Annotated in this window: 17 protein-coding genes; 11 read left to right on the forward strand and 6 right to left on the reverse strand. The window is 60.8% G+C overall.

Translation table 11 applies throughout. The annotated features are described in order from the left end of the window. Nucleotides 1-38 precede the first annotated feature (38 nt). The 5 genes from rarD to ABTV29_RS02290 form a co-directional block, all read right to left on the reverse strand. On the reverse strand, nucleotides 39-926 hold the full coding sequence (rarD, locus tag ABTV29_RS02270; protein ID WP_433768681.1) for an EamA family transporter RarD: 888 nt from the start codon (nucleotides 924-926) through the stop codon (nucleotides 39-41). Nucleotides 927-1,130: 204 nt separating this feature from the next. Continuing rightward, nucleotides 1,131-2,105: a serine/threonine protein kinase gene (locus ABTV29_RS02275; RefSeq protein WP_433768682.1), complete on the reverse strand. Its 975-nt coding sequence runs from the start codon at nucleotides 2,103-2,105 to the stop codon at nucleotides 1,131-1,133. A 176-nt stretch (nucleotides 2,106-2,281) separates the two neighbouring features. Further along, nucleotides 2,282-4,183 (reverse strand): PhoX family protein, encoded by a 1,902-nt coding sequence (locus ABTV29_RS02280; protein WP_433768683.1) that lies wholly within the window; start codon nucleotides 4,181-4,183, stop codon nucleotides 2,282-2,284. An 81-nt stretch (nucleotides 4,184-4,264) separates the two neighbouring features. Further along, entirely contained in the window at nucleotides 4,265-5,029 is a 765-nt protein-coding gene (locus tag ABTV29_RS02285; protein WP_433768684.1) for a TOBE domain-containing protein, read from the reverse strand. Between the two features lie 185 nt (nucleotides 5,030-5,214). After that, nucleotides 5,215-5,955 carry a ComF family protein gene (locus tag ABTV29_RS02290; protein ID WP_433768685.1) on the reverse strand — a complete coding sequence of 247 codons (741 nt, stop codon included), beginning with the start codon at nucleotides 5,953-5,955 and terminating at the stop codon, nucleotides 5,215-5,217. Nucleotides 5,956-6,064: 109 nt separating this feature from the next. Between ABTV29_RS02290 and bioB the strand changes: the two genes are divergently transcribed. The 7 genes from bioB to ABTV29_RS02325 all read left to right on the forward strand — a co-directional run bounded on the left by bioB (nucleotide 6,065) and on the right by ABTV29_RS02325 (nucleotide 13,159). Continuing rightward, nucleotides 6,065-7,120 carry a biotin synthase BioB gene (gene bioB / locus ABTV29_RS02295; protein ID WP_433768686.1) on the forward strand — a complete coding sequence of 352 codons (1,056 nt, stop codon included), beginning with the start codon at nucleotides 6,065-6,067 and terminating at the stop codon, nucleotides 7,118-7,120. Nucleotides 7,121-7,282: 162 nt separating this feature from the next. Then, nucleotides 7,283-8,461: an 8-amino-7-oxononanoate synthase gene (gene bioF, locus ABTV29_RS02300; RefSeq protein WP_433768687.1), complete on the forward strand. Its 1,179-nt coding sequence runs from the start codon at nucleotides 7,283-7,285 to the stop codon at nucleotides 8,459-8,461. After that, entirely contained in the window at nucleotides 8,454-9,185 is a 732-nt protein-coding gene (locus ABTV29_RS02305) for an alpha/beta fold hydrolase (RefSeq protein WP_433768688.1), read from the forward strand. Before bioF ends, ABTV29_RS02305 begins: the two co-directional genes overlap by 8 nt. Further along, nucleotides 9,178-9,996, forward strand: a complete 819-nt coding sequence (bioC, locus tag ABTV29_RS02310) for a malonyl-ACP O-methyltransferase BioC (protein ID WP_433768689.1) — start codon at nucleotides 9,178-9,180, stop codon at nucleotides 9,994-9,996. Before ABTV29_RS02305 ends, bioC begins: the two co-directional genes overlap by 8 nt. Further along, nucleotides 9,993-10,673 carry a dethiobiotin synthase gene (gene bioD, locus ABTV29_RS02315; RefSeq protein ID WP_433768690.1) on the forward strand — a complete coding sequence of 227 codons (681 nt, stop codon included), beginning with the start codon at nucleotides 9,993-9,995 and terminating at the stop codon, nucleotides 10,671-10,673. The genes bioC and bioD overlap by 4 nt, the downstream gene beginning before the upstream one ends. 107 nt (nucleotides 10,674-10,780) lie before the next feature. Further along, a complete protein-coding gene (locus ABTV29_RS02320; RefSeq protein WP_433768691.1) occupies nucleotides 10,781-11,077 on the forward strand; it encodes a pyrroloquinoline quinone biosynthesis protein PqqE in 297 nt (98 codons plus the stop codon). A 276-nt stretch (nucleotides 11,078-11,353) separates the two neighbouring features. Beyond that, the gene (locus ABTV29_RS02325) at nucleotides 11,354-13,159 is read left to right on the forward strand and encodes a phenylacyl-CoA dehydrogenase (protein ID WP_433768692.1); all 1,806 of its coding nucleotides are present in this window, start codon (nucleotides 11,354-11,356) and stop codon (nucleotides 13,157-13,159) included. Between the two features lie 79 nt (nucleotides 13,160-13,238). Here ABTV29_RS02325 and ABTV29_RS02330 read toward each other — a convergent pair whose 3' ends face one another. After that, the gene (locus ABTV29_RS02330; protein ID WP_433768693.1) at nucleotides 13,239-15,026 is read right to left on the reverse strand and encodes a hypothetical protein; all 1,788 of its coding nucleotides are present in this window, start codon (nucleotides 15,024-15,026) and stop codon (nucleotides 13,239-13,241) included. A 1,106-nt stretch (nucleotides 15,027-16,132) separates the two neighbouring features. Between ABTV29_RS02330 and ABTV29_RS02335 the strand changes: the two genes are divergently transcribed. From ABTV29_RS02335 to ABTV29_RS02350, 4 genes are all read left to right on the forward strand, one after another. Next, complete coding sequence (locus ABTV29_RS02335) at nucleotides 16,133-18,280, forward strand: cytochrome-c peroxidase (RefSeq protein WP_433768694.1); 2,148 nt, start codon at nucleotides 16,133-16,135, stop codon at nucleotides 18,278-18,280. Nucleotides 18,281-18,426: 146 nt separating this feature from the next. Continuing rightward, nucleotides 18,427-19,719 (forward strand): GGDEF domain-containing protein, encoded by a 1,293-nt coding sequence (locus tag ABTV29_RS02340; protein WP_433768695.1) that lies wholly within the window; start codon nucleotides 18,427-18,429, stop codon nucleotides 19,717-19,719. 86 nt (nucleotides 19,720-19,805) lie between these two features. Further along, on the forward strand, nucleotides 19,806-21,602 hold the full coding sequence (locus tag ABTV29_RS02345) for an acyl-CoA dehydrogenase C-terminal domain-containing protein (RefSeq protein WP_433768696.1): 1,797 nt from the start codon (nucleotides 19,806-19,808) through the stop codon (nucleotides 21,600-21,602). Nucleotides 21,603-21,867: 265 nt separating this feature from the next. Beyond that, nucleotides 21,868-23,646 (forward strand): acyl-CoA dehydrogenase C-terminal domain-containing protein, encoded by a 1,779-nt coding sequence (locus ABTV29_RS02350; RefSeq protein ID WP_433768697.1) that lies wholly within the window; start codon nucleotides 21,868-21,870, stop codon nucleotides 23,644-23,646. Nucleotides 23,647-23,770 lie beyond the last annotated feature (124 nt).

A 23,770-nucleotide genomic window follows, 5' to 3' on the forward strand; every position in this document is an offset into this window, starting at 1 on the left:
CGTGGACCGTGGCCTGTAGAAGGTTGTGCGTTTTTTGATCAGTTGCGGCTGCGCAGACTTATCCACGCATCGATGCTGTAAACCGCAAGACCTGCCCAGATGAAGATAAACGCCACCAGGGTGCTGGAGGACAAGTGCTCGCCAAACAGCAGCACGGCTTGCAGCAACACCAGCGTCGGCGCCAGGTACTGAAGGAAACCCAGGGTGGTGTAGGGCAGATGCCGCGCGGCAGCGTTGAAACACACCAGCGGCACCAGCGTCACCGGCCCTGCGGCCACCAGCCACCAGGCTTCGGAGGTGGTCCAGAACGCGGCTTGAGCGCTGTGGGCCGTCGGATTGAACAGCAACCACGCCAGGGCGATGGGCACCAGCATCCAGGTTTCCACCACCAGGCCCGGCAGGGCCTTGACCGGTGCCTGCTTGCGGATCAGTCCGTAGAAACCGAAGCTCAGCGCCAGCACCAGTGACACCCACGGCAGGCTGCCGACCTGCCAGACCTGCTGCGCCACGCCAACGGCCGCCAACCCCACCGCAATCCACTGCATGCGCCGCAGCCGTTCGCCGAGAATCAACATGCCCAGCAGCACGTTCACCAGCGGGTTGATGTAGTAGCCGAGACTGGCTTCAAGCATGCGTCCGTTGTTCACCGACCATACATAGGTCAGCCAGTTAGCCGCGATCAGGGTGCCGCTCAAGGCGAGGATCGCCAGGCGGCGCGGGTTCTCGCGCAACTCACGCCACCAGCCCGGATGCTTCCAGACCAGCAGCAACAAGGCGCCGAACAGCGCCGACCAGAGCACGCGGTGGATGATGATTTCCACCGCGGGCACGTTGGCGATGGCTTTGAAATAGAGCGGGAAAAGTCCCCAGATGATGTAGGCGGTCAGGCCCAGTATGTACCCGAGGCGCGGGTTGGCAGCTTGCATGCAGTGTCCTTGCTTAGGCAGCTAACAAAGGAGGGATTGTAGGGAGATTTACCTGCGCATGTCCCGCGCAAATAAGTTGGCTGATTGAGAGAACAATTCATGTGGGAGCGAGCCTGCTCGCGATGGCAGTTATAGATTCAGCACATCAGCGACAGGTACACCGTCATCGCGAGCAGGCTCGCTCCCACATTGAATCCCTGCAAGTCAGAAGAGTTTGAGCGGCTCTTCATTGAGCGCCGCCAGTTGCTCGCGCAACGCCAGCACCTGGTCCCCCCAATAGCGCTCCGTGCCGAACCACGGAAAACTGCGCGGGAACGCCGGGTCGTCCCAGCGGCGGGCGAGCCAGGCGCTGTAGTGCATCAGGCGCAAGGCGCGCAGGGGTTCGATCAGGGCCAGTTCCCGCGGGTCGAAGTCATGGAACTCGTTGTAGCCGTCCATCAGTTCCGACAACTGCCCCAGGCATTCCTGCCGATTACCCGCCAGCATCATCCAGATGTCCTGCACCGCCGGGCCCATGCGGCAGTCGTCGAGGTCGACGATGTGGAACATCTCGTCGCGGCACATCATGTTGCCGGGGTGGCAATCGCCGTGCATGCGGATGTTCTGATGGGGCGTGTCGTTGTAGGCATCTTCCACACGCTTGAGCAGATCCCGGGCCACGGACTCGTAGGCCGGCAGCAGGCTGCGGGGGATGAAATCGCCTTCGAGCAAAGTCGCCAGCGAATCATGGCCGAAGTTTTTCACCGCCAGGGCTTCGCGGTGCTCGAAGGGTTTGGTTGCACCGACCGCATGCAGGCGACCGAGCAGTTGCCCCAGGCGGTACAACTGATCGAGATTGCCCGGCTCCGGCGCGCGACCGCCGCGACGGGGGAACAGGGTGAAGCGGAAACCGTTGTGTTCGTGCAGGGTTTCACCGTTGTGAATCATCGGCGCAACCACCGGCACCTCGACCTCGGCGAGCTCGAAGGTGAACTGGTGTTCCTCCAGGATCGCTTCGTTGGTCCAGCGCTGTGGGCGGTAGAACTTGGCGATCAGCGGCTCGGAGTCTTCGATGCCGACTTGATACACGCGATTTTCGTAGCTGTTGAGCGCCAGAATACGGGCGTCACTCAAAAAGCCGATGCTTTCGACGGCATCGAGCACGAGGTCTGGGGTGAGGGTTTCAAACGGGTGGGCCATGCTGACTCCTGCGCGCAGCAGGCTGCTGCGTCCGGCCAGGCATGGTAGCGCAGAAGAGGCTGTTTTAGGGGGTGAGATGGGTGGTGATTGCGCCGGCGCTATCGCGAGCAAGCTTTGCTCCCACAGGTCAAATACGCTTCCTTGTGGGAGCAAAGCTTGCTCGCGAAGGGGCCAGATCAGGCGCCGATGATCCCGCCGTCTTCACGGGAAATGGCAATCACCGAAGATCGCGGTTTGCCATTGGGCAGGTGCTCGGGAAAGGTCGAGCCACCGTTTTCGCCCGGATGCTGAATCCCGACGAACATCGTTTTGTGGTCCGGAGAGAAACTGATCCCCGTCACTTCGCAACCGATCGGCCCGACCATGAACCGGCGAATCTCACCGCTTACCGGGTCGGCGCAGAGCATCTGGTTGTTGCCCATGCCGGCGAAATCACCGGCGTTGCTGACATCGCCGTCGGTCTGGATCCACAGCCGCCCGGCATCATCGAACGCCAAGCCATCGGGGCTGTTGAACATGTTCTGTGGCGTGATGTTCGACGAACCGCCCTTCGGCGTGCCGGCATGCACGTGCGGATTGCCAGCGACCACGAACAGATCCCAGGCGAACGTGTGGGAGGCGTGGTCGTCGCGGTCGGTGCGCCAGCGCAGGATTTGCCCGTAGACGTTCTTTTCCCGCGGATTCGGCCCGCCCACCGGTTGCCCTTCTTCGCCACGCTTGGCGTTGTTGGTCAGGGTGCAATAGACCTGACCGTCCTTGGGGCTGACCACGATCCATTCCGGGCGATCCATGCGCGTGGCCTTGACCACGCTGGCGGCCAGGCGTGCGTGAATCAGCACTTCGGCCTGATCAGCGAAACCGCTGCTGGCGTCGATGCCGTTCTTGCCGTGGGTCAGTTCGATCCATTCACCCTGGCCTTTCGGATGATCGGCATTGCCGTCGCCCGCGTCGAAGCGCGCCACGTACAGGGTGCCATGGTCCAGCAGGTCGCGGTTGGCCTTGGGATTTTGCAGGTCGATCTTGTCGCGGCTGACGAATTTGTAGATGAACTCGCCGCGCTCATCGTCGCCCATGTACACCACGGCATGGCCGTCGCTGGTTTGCGCGATGGCTGCGTTTTCATGTTTGAAGCGTCCCAGCGCCGTGCGCTTGACCGGGGTCGATTGCGGATCGAACGGATCGATCTCGACCACCCAGCCGTGGCGATTGAATTCGTTGGGATTGTTCGCCAGATCGAAGCGCGCATCGTGCTGATGCCAGTTGATCTCTTTGCTGGTTGCCACGGCGCCGTAGCGTTTCTGCGCGGGGTCGAACTTCTGCTCGGCATTGGTGCTGCCGAAACAATCGGTGAAGTTCTCTTCACAGGTCAGGTAGGTGCCCCACGGCGTCTTGCCATTGGCGCAATTCTGGAAGGTGCCCAGCACTTTTTTACCTTGCGGATCGGCGCTGGTTTTCAACAGGTCGTGACCGGCAGCCGGGCCGCTGAGGGCAATCGGCGAGTTGCCGTGGATGCGCCGGTTGTAGCGCGAATCCTGCACGAACTGCCAGTGACCGTTTTTTCGCTGAACTTCGAGCACTGTCACGCCTTCGGCGGCCAATGCCTTGCGCACTTCTTCGGCCGATTTCGGCATGCCGCCATGGGGGTAGAGATAGCGGTAGTTGGTGTATTCGTTGTTGATCGCCATCAGCGCCCGGTTTTTATCGCCGGGGAAGGGGAACAGGCTCATGCCGTCGTTGTGGTCGCCGAACTGCACTTCCTGATGCTCGGCGCTGCCGTTGCCGCTCGGGTCGAAGGCCGGGCCATTCTTGTGCAGGGGTTGTCCCCAGCTGATCAGCACCGACGACTTGTAGCCGGGCGGCAGAGTGATGCTGTCGGTGGTGGCGGCGGGAATGCTGGGGAAACCCAGCAAGGTGCCGGTGCCGGCGTTGACACTGGCGGCCAGCACGCTGCGGCTCAACAGATTGCCGCCCAGAAACATCGCGGCGCCGCACAGGGCACCGGCGCTGATGAATCCACGGCGGCTGAGGCCGACCATCTGTTCGAGGTCGGTGGGTTGGTTATCTTCCAATAGGCTCACATCAGGCTCCCTGCGGTTTTTGCAGTCACCTTAAAGATGCTCGATGAACGTTTTGTTGCAGTTGTTTGACGAAGCCTGGAGTCAGAGCGGCGTGCCGAGCAGCACGTTGGACGGCGAGAACTGGACGCCCACCGGTTTGCCGGCGCCCAGGCTTCGGGATCGCAGATGCTCTGGTTCGGCCAGGGCGCAGAGTGTCTGGCCATTGGGCAGGGCGATGCGCACTTCGCTGGGGCCGTTTTCGGCGTCGAGAATTTCTTCGATCGTGCCTTTGAGAAAACTGTATCCCGGTGTTGCCTGATCTTCGGCCGCCAGGATTTCCAGCCACCCGGCCTTGATCAGGGCCACCACTTGCACGCCAATCTGCAGCTCCAGGCGCAGGGTGCTGTCGTGGGTGATTTGCGCATCGATGCTCAGGCCTTCGGCCAACGCCAGGCGGATCCTGTCGTTGTGGCCCTGGGTGTCGATGGCGGCAATCGTGCCGTGCAACTGATTGCGCGCGCTGGTCCTGAGCATCAAGCGCCCGAGCAAGTCGAGGTCGCTGGCATCTTCGGCCGCTTCCAGCACCTGCGCCTGCAACGCTTGCAGCTTTTGGTACAGGCGCAAAACCCGTTCGCCTTCGCTGGACAGCCTGGCGCCGCCACCGCCCTTGCCGCCGACGCTACGTTCGACCAGCGGTTTTTGCGCGAGGTTGTTCAGCTCATCAATGGCATCCCAGGCCGCCTTGTAACTCAGCCCCGCACTTTTCGCCGCACGGGTGATCGAGCCCTGTTCGGCAATGTGCTGCAACAGAGCGATGCGTTGCGGACGGCGGGCGATGTGTTGGGACAACAACGTAGGCAGGGACATGACGGGACGCTTCGGGCTGTGACGATGGAGAGGACGTTGGCGGCTGAAAGCCCGGGAGTCAAGTCCGCCACGATCCTTGTGGGAGCGAGCCTGCTCGCGAATGCGGATTAACATTCAACATTGAAGGCGGCTGTTACACCGCTATCGCGAGCAGGCTCGCTCCTACAGGGTTCTGCGTTTACAGGTCAAACGGTGTCGCCGGGTTTTGGGGTACGAGCCAGGCAGTAGACGTCGACCCGTGCCGCACCTGCGTCCATCAGCAAGCGAGCCAATGCCTGGGCCGTGGCGCCGGTGGTCAGCACGTCGTCCACCAGTGCCAGGTGCCGTCCCTTGATTGATGCGTCGGGCGCCAGCGCGAAAGCATTGCGCAGGTTTTTTCTTCGTTCGTTGGCACTGAGCGTTTGTTGCGCTCCAGTGTCCTGGGTTCTGAGCAACAGCCGATCATCGCAAGGCAATTCGAGGTGGGTGCCGAGCCAGCGCGCGAGCATCGCGGCTTGATTGAAACCCCGCTGGCGCAATCGCCGGGTGGCCAGCGGCACGGGAAGCAGCAGATCGGGTTGCGGCAGATCGTCATCGAAGCGATGTCGTAACGCCTGGGCGAGCAGCTCGGCCAGCAGGTGGCCAAACGGCCACTTCGCGCTGTGTTTGAAGCGGGTGACCAGGCTGTCTATCGGAAAGCTGTAGGTCCAGGGTGCAATCACCCGGTCAAAGGCCGGCGGTTGCTGCAGGCATTGGCCGCAGGTCATATCCGGGCCGGGCAGCGGCAGGGCGCAGGTCTGGCAATGATCGCCGAGCCAGGGGAGTTCGGTTTCGCAGGCTGTGCACAGGGGAACAGTGCTATCGGCGGGTTCATCGCAGAGCAAACAGGATTGTTCGTTTTTTAACCAGATGTAAACCTGTCCTTTGTATCGTGGTTGACAGTGCATCGCTCTTCCTTAAATATGCCGAACATCCGTGTCGTGACTGTGGTTATTCCATGCCCCAGTCGCTTGCCCAGCATAAAACCGTGCCCTGCATAAAAGAAAGGTAATGCCCATGAGCGCCAGCACCTCTGCAACCCTTCGTCATGACTGGTCTTTGGCCGAAGTCAAAGCACTCTTTGTCCAGCCATTCAACGACCTGTTGTTCCAGGCGCAGACCGTGCACCGCGCGCATTTCGACGCCAACCGCGTCCAGGTTTCCACGCTGCTTTCGATCAAGACCGGCGCCTGCCCGGAAGATTGCAAATACTGCCCGCAGTCCGGTCACTACAACACCGGCCTGGAAAAAGAAAAGCTGATGGAAGTGCAGAAGGTCATCGAAGAGGCCGCTCGCGCCAAGGCCATCGGTTCGACCCGTTTCTGCATGGGCGCGGCGTGGAAACACCCGTCCGCCAAGGACATGCCCTATGTGTTGAAGATGGTCGAAGGCGTGAAGGCCCTGGGCCTGGAAACCTGCATGACCCTCGGTCGCCTCGATCAGGAGCAGACTGAAGCGCTGGCCAAGGCTGGCCTGGATTACTACAACCACAACCTCGACACCTCGCCGGAGTTCTACGGCAGCATCATCACCACCCGCACTTACAGCGAGCGTCTGCAGACCTTGGCCTACGTGCGTGATTCGGGGATGAAGATTTGCTCCGGCGGCATCCTCGGCATGGGCGAGTCCCTCGACGACCGCGCCAACCTGCTGATCCAGCTGGCCAACCTGCCGGAGCACCCGGAGTCGGTGCCGATCAACATGCTGGTGAAAGTGGCCGGTACGCCGCTGGAAAACGCCGAAGACGTCGACCCGTTCGACTTCATCCGCATGCTCGCCGTAGCGCGGATCCTGATGCCCAAATCCCACGTGCGCCTCTCCGCCGGCCGCGAAGCGATGAACGAGCAGATGCAGGCCCTGGCTTTCTTCGCTGGCGCCAACTCGATTTTCTACGGCGAAAAACTGCTGACCACCGCCAACCCGCAGGCCGACAAGGACATGCAACTGTTCGGGCGCCTGGGGATCCAGCCGGAAGCTCGTGAAGAGCACGCTGATGAGGTGCATCAGGCCGCGATTGAGCAGGCGCTGGTGGAGCAGAAGAGCAGCGAGCAGTTCTATAACGCGGCTGTTTGAAGCCTGTATGCATTCCTCTGATGGAATGCAAAACCTTCTGTAGGAGCGAGCCTGCTCGCGATAGGGGCGTATCAGTCGACATCTTCATCGGATGTCGGTCCGCTATCGCGAGCAGGCTCGCTCCCACAGGGGGAATATGTGTCATTTGAAGTCGAGGCCTGCATGTCTTTCGATCTCGCCGCACGCCTGGCTGCCCGTCGTGCCGAAAACCTCTACCGCCAACGTCCGCTGCTCGAAAGCCCGCAAGGCCCGCAAGTGGTGGTCGATGGCCAGCCGTTGCTGGCGTTCTGCAACAACGACTACCTGGGCCTGGCCAATCACCCGCAAGTGATTGAAGCCTGGCGCGCTGGCGCCGAGAAATGGGGCGTCGGTGGCGGCGCGTCGCATCTGGTGATCGGACACAGTGGCCCCCATCACGCTCTGGAAGAAGCTCTGGCGGACCTCACCGGCCGGCCGCGCGTGCTGCTGTTCACCACCGGTTACATGGCCAACCTTGGTGCCGTCACCGCGTTGGTGGGGCAGGGCGATACCGTGCTCGAAGACCGCCTCAACCACGCGTCGCTGCTCGATGCCGGCCTGTTGTCTGGCGCGCGCTTCAGTCGCTATCTGCACAACGATGCGGCGAGTCTCGCCTCGCGCCTGGAGAAAGCCACCGGCAATACGCTGGTGGTCACCGACGGTGTGTTCAGCATGGACGGTGATATCGCCGACCTGCCGGCGTTGGCCCGGGAAGCCAAGGCCAAGGGCGCCTGGCTGATGGTCGACGATGCTCACGGTTTTGGTCCCCTGGGTGCCAACGGTGGCGGCAGCGTCGAGCACTTCGGCCTGGGCCTGGACGATGTGCCGGTGCTGGTCGGCACCCTCGGTAAAGCGTTCGGCACTGCCGGGGCCTTCGTCGCCGGCAGCGAAGAGTTGATCGAAACCCTGATCCAGTTCGCCCGCCCTTACATCTACACCACCAGCCAGCCTCCCGCCCTGGCATGCGCCACGCTGAAAAGCCTGGAGCTGCTGCGCAGTGAACACTGGCGCCGCGAACATTTGCAGACCCTGATCCGCCAGTTCCGCCAAGGTGCCGAGCAGATCGGCCTGGAGCTGATGGACAGCTTCACGCCGATCCAGCCGATCATGATTGGCGACGCTGCACGCGCGGTGCGCCTGTCGCAGATGCTGCGCGAGCGCGGCCTGATGGTGACCGCGATCCGCCCGCCGACCGTGCCGGCCGGCAGCGCCCGTTTGCGCGTGACCCTGACCGCCGCCCACAGCGAAACCCAGGTGCAGCTATTGTTAGAGGGATTGGCCGATTGTTTTAAACAACTTGGATCGGAGCCACGCGATGCGTGATCGACTGATTCTGCTACCCGGTTGGGGCCTCGGAATTTCCCCGATGGAACCCTTGGCGGCGGCCTTGCAGGGCCTGGACGAGCATCTGCGTGTGGAAATCGAGCCATTGCCGGAACTGGAGTCCAGCGACCCTGAAGAATGGCTCGACGAACTCGATTCGACGATCCCTCAGGACGCGTGGCTCGGCGGCTGGTCCCTGGGCGGCATGCTGGCCTCGCGGCTGGCGGCCCGCCGCGGCGATCGTTGCTGCGGTTTGCTGACCCTGGCGAGCAATGCGTCTTTCGTCAGCCATGAACAGTGGCCGAGCGCGATGCCTGGCGAAACTTTCGATGCATTTCTGGCCGGCTGCGCGGCCGACCCGCGCATGACCTTGAAACGTTTTACGCTGCTCTGCGCACAGGGCGCCGAAGACTCGCGGGGGTTGTCGCGGTTGATGCTCGGCGGTGCGCCCCACAGTTCAGCGCAGGTGTTGATGAACGGCCTGGAAGTGCTCGCGCAACTGGATACCCGGCAAGCCCTGCAGGCTTTTCGCGGTCCGCAGTTGCACCTGTTCGCCGGCCTTGATGGCCTGGTACCCGCCGAAGCGGCTGGCGACTTGCTGTCGCTGCTGCCGGATGTAGAGATCGGTCTGATTGAACAGGCCAGCCACGCGTTCCTGCTGGAGGACCCCCACGGTGTGGCGGGGGCGATCCACGCTTTTTTGCATGAGTCCGGCGATGAATGATTTATCCCTTCCCTTTCCAAGGCAACCCGGCGCTTTGCCCGACAAGCGTCAGGTAGCCGCCTCCTTTTCCCGTGCCGCGCAAACCTACGACAGCGTGGCCGAGTTGCAGCGCGATGTCGGCAGCCAGTTAATGAGCCGCCTGCCCGCTGATTTTGTGCCGGGACGCTGGCTGGACCTGGGCTGCGGTACCGGGCATTTCAGTCGTGCGCTGGCGCAGCGGTTCCCCGAGGGGCAAGGGCTGGCGCTGGACATTGCCGAGGGCATGCTCAATCACGCCCGGCCATTGGGTGGTGCCACACACTTCATCGCTGGCGATGCCGAGCGTCTGCCGTTGACTGATTCGACCTGTGACCTGATCTTCTCCAGCCTGGCGGTACAGTGGTGTGCGGACTTCGCCTCTGTGCTGAGCGAGGCCCATCGCGTGCTCAAGCCTGGCGGAATCTTCGCGTTTGCTAGTCTGTGCGTGGGCACGTTGTTTGAACTGCGTGACAGCTGGCGGCAGGTCGATGGCATGGTGCACGTCAATCGCTTCCGTGAGTTCGCGGTTTATCAACAGTTATGCGCGGCCAGCGGCTTGCAGGCGCTGAGTCTGCAGACTTGCCCCCACGTGTTGCATTACCCGGATGTGCGCAGCCTGACCCATGAACTCAAGGCATTGGGCGCGCACAACATTAACCCTGGCCGGCCGGGCGGACTGACTGGCCGGGCGCGGATTTTGGGTTTGATTGAGGCTTACGAGCAGTTTCGACAGGCCCAGGGCCTGCCGGCGACTTATCAAGTGGTGTACGCCGTTATGGAGAAACCCTTATGAGCGCAGCCTATTTCATCACCGGCACCGATACCGATGTCGGCAAGACCACGGTAGCCGCCGGATTGCTGCATTCCGCGCGGTCAGCGGGCCTGAGCACGGCGGCGGGCAAGCCGGTGGCTTCCGGTTGCGACGTGACGCCCAAGGGCCTGCGCAATGCCGATGCGCTGGCGCTGTTGGCGGAATGTTCGCTGCCGTTGACTTATGCACAGGTCAACCCGCTGGCGTTCGAACCGGCCATCGCACCGCACCTGGCGGCGCGGGAGGCGGGCGTGGCGCTGACGGTGCAGTCGCTGTTGACCCCCATGCGACAGATCCTCGACATGCAGGCCGATTTCACCCTGATCGAAGGCGCCGGTGGTTGGCGCGTGCCTTTGGCCGATCAGGACAATCTGTCGGACCTGGCCATGGCCTTGGGTTTGCCGGTGATCCTGGTGGTGGGCGTGCGGCTGGGGTGCATCAGCCACGCGTTGCTGACTGCCGAAGCGATTGCCCGGGACGGTTTGCAGTTGGCCGGCTGGGTGGCCAACATCATCGATCCTAAGACTTCGCGCCTGGAAGAAAACCTCGCCACCCTGGCCGAACGCCTTCCGGCGCCGTGCCTTGGGCGGGTGCCGAAACTCAAGGGTGTCACGGCCGAAGCGGTGGCCGAGCATCTGCAACTGGATCTGCTGGATTAAATTTTGCCTATGGCAAGGCACTGTGCCATTAGTGTTTTTGACGGGCCTTTCAGCCACAGGTCTGCTTCAATAGCCGCTGTTGATCCTTCACAAGGACGAGTTCTCCCATGGAAATCTCAGGAAGCACCGCTTTTTATGCCGGTCTGAGCACTATTCAGACAGGGCAGAACCGCGTCGATCAGGCCGCCGGGCAGATCGCCAACAACACCATCGAGCGTTCGGTCACCAGCCAGTCCTCCGAGGTTCAGGCCGAGCGACTGCGTTCGGTCGATCGCAGCCAGCAATCGGACGTGACCAGCAACATGCTGGAGATGGCGCAGGGCAAATTCCAGGTGGAATTGGGGGCGAAAGTCGCCAAGGCTTCCGACGAAGTGCTCGGTACGCTGATCGATACCTTTGCCTGATCAATCGCTGAGCCCGCACCACTGACGCCGCGAACCTTCGCGGCGTTTTTCATCGTAAGTCCTTATTTGCAAACTATTCTTTCCTTGATGGCGTGTTGCCTGGGCAACGGCGTTGCATCGCTGCGCGCGCCGTATGGCAACTGGCGATGACGGACGGCCAAAGATCGATGCTTGACAAGAATTAAGCGTAAACGTATGTTTCAAACAACTGTTTGACCGTCATAACAATCCAACGCGGTCGCTCATCCCCGGTTACATCAGCAGAGGTTTATCGCTATGCCTGACTACAAGGCCCCCTTGCGTGATATTCGCTTCGTACGTGACGAACTGCTTGGCTACGAAGCGCACTATCAGAGCCTTCCGGCCTGCGCGGACGCAACGCCGGACATGGTTGACGCCATTCTCGAAGAAGGCGCCAAGTTTTGTGAGCAGGTACTGGCTCCGCTGAACCGCGTGGGCGACCTCGAAGGCTGCACCTGGAGCGAGTCGGGCGTTAAGACCCCGGCCGGTTTCAAGGAAGCCTACAAACAATTCGTCGAAGGCGGCTGGCCAAGCCTGGCCCACGACGTCGAGCACGGCGGTCAAGGCCTGCCGGAATCCCTAGGGCTGGCCATCAGTGAAATGGTGGGTGAGTCCAACTGGTCGTGGGGCATGTACCCGGGCCTGTCGCACGGTGCGATGAACACCATCTCCGAGCACGGCACTCCCGAGCAGCAAGAGGCTTACCTGACCAAGCTGGTATCCGGCGAGTGGACCGGCACCATGTGCCTGACCGAACCGCACTGCGGCACCGACCTGGGCATGCTGCGCACCAAGGCCGAACCTCAGGCCGACGGTTCCTACAAAGTTTCCGGCACCAAGATCTTCATCTCGGCCGGTGAACACGACATGGCCGACAACATCGTCCACATCGTGCTGGCCCGCCTGCCGGATGCTCCGGCTGGCACCAAAGGCATCTCCCTGTTCATCGTGCCGAAATTCCTGCCCAATGCAGACGGCACCGTCGGTGCACGCAACGCCGTGACCTGCGGTTCGATCGAACACAAGATGGGCATCCACGGCAACGCCACCTGCGTGATGAACTTCGACGAGGCCACCGGTTTCCTGATCGGCCCGGCGAACAAAGGCCTGAACTGCATGTTCACCTTCATGAACACCGCACGCCTGGGTACCGCGCTGCAAGGTCTGGCCCACGCCGAAATCGGCTTCCAGGGTGGCCTGAAATACGCTCGCGATCGCCTGCAAATGCGCTCGCTGACCGGCCCGAAAGCACCGGACAAGGCTGCTGACCCGATCATCGTGCACCCGGACGTACGCCGCATGCTGTTGACCATGAAGGCGTTCGCCGAAGGCAACCGCGCAATGGTCTACTTCACCGCCAAGCAAGTCGACATCGTCAAATACGGCGTGGACGAAGAAGAGAAGAAGAAAGCCGACGCACTGCTGGCCTTCATGACTCCAATCGCCAAGGCCTTCATGACCGAAGTCGGTTTCGAATCGGCTAACCACGGCGTGCAGATCTACGGCGGCCACGGCTTCATCGCCGAGTGGGGCATGGAGCAGAACGTTCGCGACAGCCGCATTTCCATGCTGTACGAAGGCACCACCGGCATCCAGGCACTCGACCTGCTGGGCCGTAAAGTGCTGATGACTCAAGGCGAGGCCCTGAAAGGCTTCACCAAGATCGTGCACAAGTTCTGCCAGAACAACGAAGGCAACGAAGCCGTCAAGGAATTCGTCGCACCGCTGGCTGCACTGAACAAGGAATGGGGCGAACTGACCATGAAGGTCGGCATGGCCGCCATGAAGGATCGCGAAGAAGTCGGCGCGGCTTCCGTGGACTACCTGATGTACTCCGGTTACGCCTGCCTGGCTTACTTCTGGGCCGACATGGCGCGCCTGGCTGCCGAGAAACTGGCTGCCGGCACCACCGAGGAGGCGTTCTACACCGCCAAGCTGCAGACCGCGCGCTTCTACTTCCAGCGCATCCTGCCGCGTACCCGCACTCACGTTGCAACCATGCTGTCGGGCGCCAACAACCTGATGGACATGAAAGAAGAAGACTTCGCGCTGGGCTACTAAGGCCTGACGCAGTTCTTCAAAGAAAACCGCCGCTCCTTCGGGAGCGGCGGTTTTTTTTTGCGCCATCGTCAGGCCTTGTTCACCACGGGGTAGGGGCCAGTGGTCCGGCACCCGTAGGGACCGCGGAACCTTCGCCGTTGCGAATGAACGGAAGATGCCAGAAGTCATTAGGAACGATTGGATCGCCCGGCTTGACGTTTTCCGGAAAGATGAACTCGAACACCGGAGCCACGTATTGCCCCGCGATCAGCCCATTGGCCACTGGAGATTGACTGGCGAGGCAGTTGTCCACAAGGGCCTGTGACAGATTGTTCGGGTCCGGAACGCACATTGAGCGCGCCATCACCCGCAGGGTCCGGGTCGGCTGGCTGAGCAGTCCGGTTGGCGCCTTGCTTGCCCGCAGCCTGGCACGCTGTGGTTGAGCACCGGTGTTCTGAGTGGTAATGCCGCCCGACACACCACGGCAAGTCGCTGCCAGGGTCAGTGCGGGATTGCATTCACCGGTCATCTCATAAGGGGTCACCCAACGGTTGTGTTCCACGCCGTTGTTGTCCACATCGATCAGGTAAATATCCACCGGCGTCAGGATGTCGGTTGTCGATGTCTCAAGGAACAACCGGTCCTGGGTTTCCTGCGCCACGCCGCTGACGGCTACCGGGTTGGGATCGGCACTGCCGATGCCGAATTCGCCGATGGACAGGTAGCTGGGCTGCGAACCGGGCTGCGTGTAGATACCGACGTTGGCTTCGATGGTGTGGGCAGAGATGAAGTCCGGAGTTCCGGATGTCGTGGACTTGAACAGGGTGCCGGAATAACTGATGAAGTCGCCCACTTCGAAAGGCGCTTGCTGGCGCGGATCAGGATCCGTCGGAAGCCTTGTCGCGTCGCCTACCGCTTTCATGACGAACTGGCTGCAAAAGACCTGGCCCAGCGCAGGTGGGCTCAATTCGCCGCTGGCCGGCAGCGGACTGACACCGGCCTGGCTGAAATTGCGGCAGTTATTGGTCGTGGTCGGTGTCTTGGCCAATGGCCGGTTTTTCTGCGGGCACGCAGCGTCATCGGCGCCACGTGGTACACACATGGGAAAGCCGGTGGCTGCGTGAATGGTCGGGTTGGCATCATCCACGGAGAAGCGCGGGTCTGCGGTCCGGACTCGGCCGAAGCGTCCATTCGGGTCGTTGATCTGCAGTATCGTGGGCTGCGGCGAGTTGGTGCTGGCCACCTCGATATTGCCAGTGTCCAGGTCGATCCGACTGATGTAGCCGCTGCCTGTCTGGGTTGTCTGTTGGGAGACATCGATCAACCCGGCGATTTGTTTGCCATTGACGGTATTGCCCACCACGTGGATCTCGAACGATGGGTAGGCAGGCCGGGTGCTATTGAGCCCCAATGCTCCACCGTTGACGAAATCGCGCCAGCTCAGGGTATTGGCCGGCATCTGGATGATCATGTTGCAAGGGACGGTAATGGTTGTGCCATTGACCACAATCTTGCCGCCACTGCGCTCCGCCGGGACGGTAGCCCCTGGGCAGGTTTCGGCGGGGGAATCTACCGTCATGTCCTGGATAAAGCCTGTGACGTCGAAGCCGTGAATCGCAGTAGCATCCGTGAAGACGGGATCGGGCAGCGTGGGTGTGGCGAATGGCGCCACCGCCCCTTTGGTAGGGGGCTTGGCGGTACCGCCACCACCACCGCCGCCGCCTCCTCCGCCCCCAGGCGCGCCTTTCGCGGCATAGGCCGCTCCCCCGCCAAGGAGCATTGCCAGGGCGACCGCACTGGCGATCAGTGCGGGGCGACTGATGCCGCCGCTCAATCGTTTTGGGATTTGAGGCGCGGCTAGCGATTTCATTTTTGCAAATAGGTTCATGGTTCTCTCCAGAGCAATGCAGGACCAGTTGCCGGCCAATCGCTTCACAGTTCTGTTGATGCGCTGAATCCTGCGCAAAAAAGCGCAAAACTGTGAGTGTCGGATGGGGCTCGTTCAACGGCAAAAGCGCCTGTGGGCAATCGGCACTTGCCGCTTTGATACATCCAACCTGCGATGCATCGGCCGGTTACGGACGCAATCGCGAGAAACCTTTCCTTGAGCCTGAGGCGTGCAAAGCAGGTGTCGTGCCTGTTCTGAAACATTTGGACACAAATGGCCGCCAGCGCGCGGAGAATGCGGGCTGCACGAAAATGCAGGAAAGTGCGCGCAACATGGCCGAATGGAGATTCACCAATATAGGGGGGGATATATACCCAAGTTTGGGAAGTGCGAAGGGAAGTTGATGTATTCGCTGGGTGGTATTTGTCCTGAGTAGTAAATGAGAACTGTTGCTTACATGTACTCCGCGTAAATGAGAATTGCAAGTAAAAATTTCCTTAGTGATAGTCGTAAAGTATTTTTTTGGAGAAGAAAATAAAAAAGCCATAGCTCACGCGGTGCAACTTGTGCACGCGTGAAATGGCTTGTTTATAGAGTCGTAATCTTTGGTTGTCTTGGGTGGCAATGGAGCTTGTAAATACTTGCACCTGCCAAAGTGGGTTGGTTGCAATTGGGTGGCCAGCTCGCCAATTTCAATCTGAATAAATATTTTCTTTAAAAACAATGAGATAGTTGTTTTTTATTATTGAGGTAACGCCAGGTTTGGGGTGTATGACCCAAAAGTGGGGGAAGTTCACCAAAGTTGAGTAAGAGTGCAGTTATGAACTTCGTAGCTGTCTTTGCTATGGCGAAAAAAAGTTTGCTTTTTTACTGTCGAAATCTTTTGTTACAGCTAAAGTGGCCTTAAGCACCTTCTTTGGTGCGACCGAGCAATTAATAAAAAACCTGAGCCAAGAGTGTGCATTGCCAGGTAAACCTCGCCTTGCCGATTCATGTCGAGTTGGTGTGACTGTTCGTGCAAGTCGCAAGATTCATGGCCGATAGTTCATCTCGCAACAGGGCAACCACGGAGCCTGGCTACTCCGTACTGAATCGGGAACGCCATCATGCTTAAGTACATGAGCACCTTGAGATCCACCCGCTTGGCCTGTGCGATAGCGATAACGCTGTCCGCTATGGGCCTGCCTGTCATGAGTGCCTGGGCGGCTGATGCGCCCGGGACGGTTCCACCGGCACTGGATGTGCCGATGCTGCAATCGCTGCGCGGCATGAGCCCACCTGACCCCTCGGGCACCGAAGGCGGGCGCAAGGTCGATCTGATGACCGACTATGTCCTCAATCGCTCGGCGGCGATTCTCCTGGGCAAGGCCCTGTTCTGGGACATGGAAGTCGGCAGTGATGGCTCCACCGCTTGTGCGTCCTGCCACTATCACGCCGGGGTGGATCACCGCACTACCAACCAGATCAACCCAGGCCAGGCCAACACCAACGCGAACGTCGCCTCTATTTTCAACAAACCCTTCACGGCCTCCGACATTCCCGGTGACGTGCCGTCCTACACCACCAAATCCGGGGGCAAGGGCGGCCCGAACTATCTGCTGAAGAAAGCCGACTTCCCGACCCACGTGCTGTCCAACCCCCTGGATCGCAATTCTCCCATCGTTTATTCCACCGACGATGTGGTCGGCTCGCAAGGCGTGTTCGACGCCAACTTCGTCAAGCCCAACCAGGCGCGTTTCGACAAGTGCATCCAGCAACCGGACGGGATCTTCCAGGTCGGCGGCATCAATGTGCGGCGCAGTACCGGGCGCAACGCGCCGTCGGTGATCAACGCCGCGTTCAACGTGCGCAACTTCTGGGATGGCCGGGCCAACAACGTGTTCAACGGCTTCTCGCCTTTCGGTAACCGCGATCCGGATGCCGGGATCTATGTGACCAAGGACAACAGCGGCGTGGCAAGCAAGGTGCGCCTGGCACTCAAGGATGCCTCCGCCGCATCGCAAGCGGTCGGCCCTCCCGGCAGCGCCGTGGAAATGTCCTGTGGCGGGCGCACCTTCGCTGACATCGGCCGGCGCATGCTCGACACGCTGATGCTCAAGCAACAGCGGATTTCGTCCACCGACTCGGTGCTGGGGCCGGTGTCCGGTGCACGTCGGCCAACGTATCGCGAGCTGATCAAGAACGCGTTCCAGCCACGGCTGTGGAACGCCACGCAGCAAGTGTCGGTGGGAGGCGCGCCCTACACCCAGATGGAGGCCAACTTCCCGCTGTTCTTCGGTCTGGCGATCCAGATGTATGAAGCCACGCTGATATCCGATCAGGCGCCGCTGGATGCCTATCTGAACGGCGATCAGACAGCCATGAATGCGCAGCAGGTGCAGGGCCTGAATCTGTTCCTGGGCAAGGGCAAGTGCGTCAGTTGCCACGGCGGTGCGGAGCTGACCAACGCCGCCAGCCGCTTGCTGTTCCACCCTCGCGAGCGCATTGAACGCATGGTGATGGCGGACGGCCTGACCACGCTCTACGACAATGGTTTCTACAACACCGGCGTGCGTCCGACCTCGGAAGATCTGGCGGTGGGTGGTTCGGATGCCTGGGGCAACCCGCTGTCCTTCACTCGTGAGTACAACACCCAGCTGCAGGGCGGAAACATCCCCGACCCGCTGGACGTCGATGTCTGCACCTTCGAAGCGCCGCTGAGCGCAGCGATCCCTTGCGATGCGACGCTCAAGCCCAACGTCAACTTCCGTGACTCGGTCGATGGTGCGTTCAAGACACCGACACTGCGCAACATCGCGCTGACCGGCCCGTACTTCCACAACGGCAGCCGCGCCACGCTGCAGCAAGTCATGGAGTTCTACAACCGCGGCGGCGACCGGCGTGGCGAAGATGCCAGCAACACCACTGGCTTCGAGCATCCGGCGGTCAATCAACACAACGGCTCCAACCTTGATCCGGACATGTCTCCACTGAACCTGACCCAGGATGAGATCGATGCCCTGGTCAAATTCATGGAGGTCAGCCTGACCGATCCGCGAGTCGCGTGGGAACGGGCGCCGTTCGATCATCCGTCGCTGGTGCTCGCACAGGGCGCGAAGGGTGATGAAAACTCGGTCGGGCAAAAACCGGCCAGTCCGAAGATCACCACCCGGCAAGCGCAGGACGCCGAATTTCAGCTCAAACCCATCGGTGCTGAAGGTCGCCCAGCTTTAGAGGGGCCATTGCAACCGTTCAATAACGATCTGCCACAGTAATCCCCTTGCGTCACTGGCGGCCGACGGTCGCCAGTGACGCTTTTTTTCACAAATGCCTCAGTATTTCACTCAGCAATTCAAGGCTTCTGCCGTTACAGTAGTTGGCACATTGCCATCTATTGATCTGACGGGTCGGAGCTTTACCCTTGCCGCGTTCTTCCGCTGTACGTTTCAGTCATTTCCTACCGTCATTGCTGTTGTTGCTGGCGGGGCTTGCCGCCGCGTACGTCAAGGATCTGAACGTTTTCTTCACCTCGCTGTTCAACGTTCTGCCGACCCTGGTCCTGCTGCTCGGCGGTGCTTATTGCGCGGTTTACCGACGTCAGCGCGAACTGTTTCTGATGGTCACGGTGTACACCGCCTACTTCCTGCTCGACACCCAGACTGACTATTACCGCGACAACGGCAAAGTGCGCGAAGACGCCGCGGTGGTCTTCCATTTGTGCTGTCTGCTGTTGCCGCTGCTGTTTGGCATATTCGCTGCGTGGCAGGAGCGAACTCACCTGTTCCAGGACATGGTGGCGCGTTTCGCGGTGTTGCTGGCGGTGGGTAGCGTCGCGCTGGGCCTGGAGCAAAGTTACCCACAGGCGTTGCTGATGTGGCTGTCGGAGATCCGCTGGCCAGCCTTGCACGGCGCCTGGATGAGCCTGATCCAGCTGTCGTACCCGGTGTTCATCGCTTCCTTCCTGCTGCTGGCCTGGCAGTACTGGCGCAATCCCCGGCCGCTTCACGCCGCTCAACTGGTGGGTTTGCTCGGGCTGTTCTGGATGCTGCCGAAAACCTTCATTCTGCCGTTCACCCTGAACATCATGTGCAGCCAGGTCATGCTGATGATCGCTGCCGCCGTCGCCCATGAGGCCTATCAAATGGCCTTCCGCGATGAGCTCACGGGGATTCCGGGTCGTCGTGCCTTGAACGAACGCATGCAACGGCTTGGACGCACCTATGTGCTGGCCATGAGCGACGTCGACCACTTCAAGAAATTCAACGATACCCATGGCCACGATGTCGGCGACCAGGTGTTGCGACTGGTGGCCAGCAAGCTGTCGAAAATCGGTGGCGGCGGCAAGGCGTATCGCTATGGCGGTGAGGAATTCGCCATGGTGTTTGCCGGCAAGACCCTTGAAGAGTGCATGCCGCATCTGGAAGTGATCCGTGAATCCATCGCTAACTACCTCATCCACCTGCGCAATCAGGAAAACCGTCCGCAGGATGATAATCAGGGGCGTCAGCGTCGTTCCGGGTCCAATGCTTCGAGCGTGTCGGTGACTGTCAGTATCGGCGTCGCCGAACGGGTTGAGCAGCGCACCCCTGAAGAGGTGCTCAAGTCGGCCGACCAGGCGCTCTACAGTGCCAAGGGCGCCGGGCGTAACTGCGTGATGGCCTTCGGTCAGACGCGGCGCGGCGCCGTACGAACGGATGCCGCTACGGTTGAGTGATGATGGCGCATTCAGCGTCTGGACTGTGATTGTGAGGCGTGGTTGGCGGCAGTAGGTTGGAAAAATCTGCTGACGGAGAAACGACCATGCCCGAGTACAAAGCTCCCCTGCGCGACATGCGCTTTCTGATCGACCACGTCTTCGACTTTCACGGCAACTACGCAGCGCTGGGTGCCAGCGACGCCAGCCCGGACATGATCAGTGCGATCCTCGAAGAAGGGGCGAAATTCTGCGAGAACGTGCTGTCGCCGCTTAACCGCAGCGGCGATGAAGACGGCTGCCATTTCGACAATGGCGTGGTGACCACGCCCGCAGGTTTCAAGCAGGCTTTCGCACAATACGTAGAGGGTGGCTGGCACGGGCTGGCGGCCGATCCGGCCTACGGCGGCCAGGGGTTGCCGAGCTCCCTGGGGCTGGTGATCAGCGAAATGATCGCTTCCAGCAACACCTCCTGGGGCATGTACCCCGGCCTGACCCACGGCGCCATGTCGGCCATCCACGCCCACGGCACTGAAGAGCAGAAACAGACCTATCTGAGCAAACTCACGGCCGGCCAGTGGACCGGCACCATGTGCCTGACCGAAGCCCATTGCGGTACCGACCTGGGCATCATCAAGACCCGCGCCGTGCCCCAGGCCGACGGCAGTTACGCGATCTCCGGCAGCAAGATTTTCATCTCCGCCGGTGAGCACGACATGAGCGACAACATCATTCACCTGGTGTTGGCGAAATTGCCGGATGCACCAGCCGGCACCAAGGGCATTTCGCTGTTCATCGTGCCAAAGTTCCTGCCCGATGCTGCGGGCGAAGCCGGGGAGCGCAATGGCGTGTCCTGCGGTTCCATCGAACACAAAATGGGCATCAAGGCCTCGGCCACCTGCGTGTTGAACTTCGACGGCGCCAAGGGCTTCCTGATCGGCGAGGCGAACAAGGGCCTGAACTGCATGTTCACCATGATGAACCACGCGCGGCTGGGCACTGGCATGCAGGGGTTGTGTCTGGGCGAGGCGAGCTTCCAGGGTGCGATCAAGTACGCCAACGAGCGCTTGCAGATGCGTGCGCTGACCGGACCGAAAGCGCCGGAAAAAGCCGCCGATCCGATCATCGTTCATCCCGACGTGCGCCGGATGTTGCTGACCATGAAAGCCTTTAACGAAGGCAACCGTGCACTGACTTATTTCACCGCACAGCTGTTGGATGTCGCGCATCTGAGTACGGATGAAACGGCGCGCCAGGACGCCGAAGACCTGTTGGCGTTCCTCACGCCGATCTGCAAGGCCTTCATGACCGAAACCGGCCTGGAGGTGACCAACCACGGTATGCAGGTGTTTGGCGGCCACGGCTTCATTCGTGAGTGGGGCATGGAACAACTGGTTCGCGATTGCCGTATCGCGCCGATCTATGAAGGCACCAACGGCATTCAGGCGCTGGACCTGCTAGGACGCAAAGTCCTGGGCAGCCAGGGCAAATTGCTGCGGGGCTTCACCAAAATCGTCCACAAGTTCTGCCTGGCGAACGCCGGTCACCCGCAACTGGCCCCTTACGTTTCGCAGCTCAACGAGCTGAATCGACAATGGGGTGAACTGACCACCGGGATCGGCATGGCCGCGATGAAAAATCCTGACGAGGTGGGTGCCGCATCGGTGGACTACCTGATGTTCAGCGGCTACATCATCCTCGGCTACCTGTGGTTGCGCATGGCGCTGGTGGCGCAGGCGCAGCTGGAGGATGGCAGCGGAGACGCCGATTTCTGCCGAGGCAAACTGGCGACCAGCGAGTTCTACTTCAAGCGACTGTTGCCACGCACCGCCTCGCATCGCGCGGCCATCGAGGCGGGGAGCGATTGCCTGATGCAGTTGCCGGCGGAGTTGTTCGCACTCTGACACTACCCCCTTGTAGGAGCGAGCTTGCTCGCGAAAAACCGAAGGGCGCCGCTGGGCACCTGGTTTTACGCGTTATCGTTCACGACCATCACGAGCAAGCTCGCTCCTACAGTTCTTGCGTTTTCCTCTGCATACCTCGGTGACTAAAAATAACAAAACAGTCATGTGTCGACCCTATGTGTCGCAAAAGTTGTTGGGTTACACTCGGACACATCCAACGCACCATTCCTGTGAATCACCTGTATTAGATCTTGCGAGGTTTGCCATGGCTGACTACAAAGCGCCCCTGCGCGATATGCGCTTCGTCCTCAATGAAGTATTCGAGGTCGCCAAACTCTGGGCCGAGTTGCCGGCGCTGGCCGATACCGTCGATGCTGAAACCGTCGAAGCCATTCTCGAAGAAGCCGGCAAGGTCACCAGCAAAAGCATCGCGCCCTTGAGCCGCGCGGCTGACGAAGAGGGTTGCCACTGGGCGGAAGGCGCCGTCACCACGCCGGCCGGTTTCCCACAGGCTTATCAGACCTACGCTGAAGGCGGCTGGGTCGGCGTCGGTGGCGATCCGGCCTACGGCGGCATGGGCATGCCCAAGGCGGTGTCGGCCCAGGTCGAAGAGATGGTCAACTCCGCGAGCCTGTCGTTCGGCCTGTATCCGATGCTGACGGCCGGCGCCTGCCTGTCGATCAACGCCCATGCCAGCGAAGAGCTGAAAGCGGCTTACCTGCCGAACATGTACGCCGGTATCTGGGCCGGTTCCATGTGCCTGACCGAGCCGCATGCCGGCACCGACCTGGGGATTATCCGCACCAAGGCCGAACCTCAGGCCGACGGTTCCTACAAGGTCAGCGGCACCAAGATTTTCATCACCGGCGGTGAGCACGACCTGACCGAAAACATCATTCACCTGGTACTGGCCAAGCTGCCGGACGCTCCGGCGGGACCGAAAGGCATTTCGTTGTTCCTGGTGCCGAAGTTCCTGGTCAATGCCGATGGCAGCCTGGGCGCGCGTAACCCGGCCAATTGCGGTTCCATCGAGCACAAGATGGGCATCCAGGCGTCCGCGACCTGTGTGATGAACTTCGACGAAGCCGTGGGTTATCTGGTGGGCGAGCCGAACAAGGGCCTGGCGGCGATGTTCACCATGATGAACTACGAGCGCCTGGGTGTCGGCATCCAGGGCCTGGCCAGCGGCGAGCGCTCCTACCAGAACGCCGTCGAATACGCCCGTGACCGTCTGCAGAGCCGCTCGCCGACCGGTGCGCAGAACAAGGACAAAGTGGCTGACCCGATCATCGTCCACCCGGACGTGCGTCGCATGCTGCTGACCATGAAAGCTTCGAACGAAGGCGGCCGTGCATTCTCCACTTACGTGGCCATGCAACTGGACACTGCCAAGTTCAGCGAAGACGCTACCACCCGCAAGCGCGCGGAAGACCTGGTGGCCCTGCTGACCCCGGTGGCCAAGGCGTTCCTGACTGACCTGGGCCTGGAAACCACGGTTCACGGTCAGCAGGTGTTCGGCGGCCACGGCTACATCCGTGAGTGGGGCCAGGAACAACTGGTGCGCGACGTGCGTATCACCCAGATCTACGAAGGCACCAACGGCATTCAGGCGCTGGACCTGGTCGGTCGTAAGGTTGTGGGCAGCGGCGGGGCGTTCTACAAGCTGTTTGCCGACGAGATCCGTCACTTCACCGCGACCGCCAGTGCTGATCTGGCCGAGTTCACCAAGCCGCTGAACGATGCGGTGACCACCCTCGACGAATTGACGGCCTGGCTGCTGGATCGGGCGAAAGCCAACCCGAACGAAATCGGCGCGGCGTCGGTCGAGTACCTGCAAGTGTTCGGATATACCGCCTACGCCTACATGTGGGCATTGATGGCCAAGGCGGCTTTGGGCAAAGAAGCCCAGGACGATTTCTACGCCAGCAAGCTGGGGACGGCGCGGTTCTACTTCGCCCGCCTGTTGCCGCGGATTCACTCGCTGAGCGCGTCGGTCAAGGCGGGTAGCGAGCCGCTGTTTTTGCTGGATGCAGCGCAGTTCTGAGGATGTAACGTCATGTAAGCATTCTCTTACATGACGTGCTGCTTATCTCCCATAGTAGCGAATTGGATCCACCGCTAATCTACTTCACATGGACGTAGCGCAGGAAGCGCAAAGCAACAACACG

The organism is Pseudomonas putida (assembly GCF_050989985.1).
GTDB classification, from domain to species: Bacteria; Pseudomonadota; Gammaproteobacteria; order Pseudomonadales; family Pseudomonadaceae; genus Aquipseudomonas; species Aquipseudomonas putida_AI.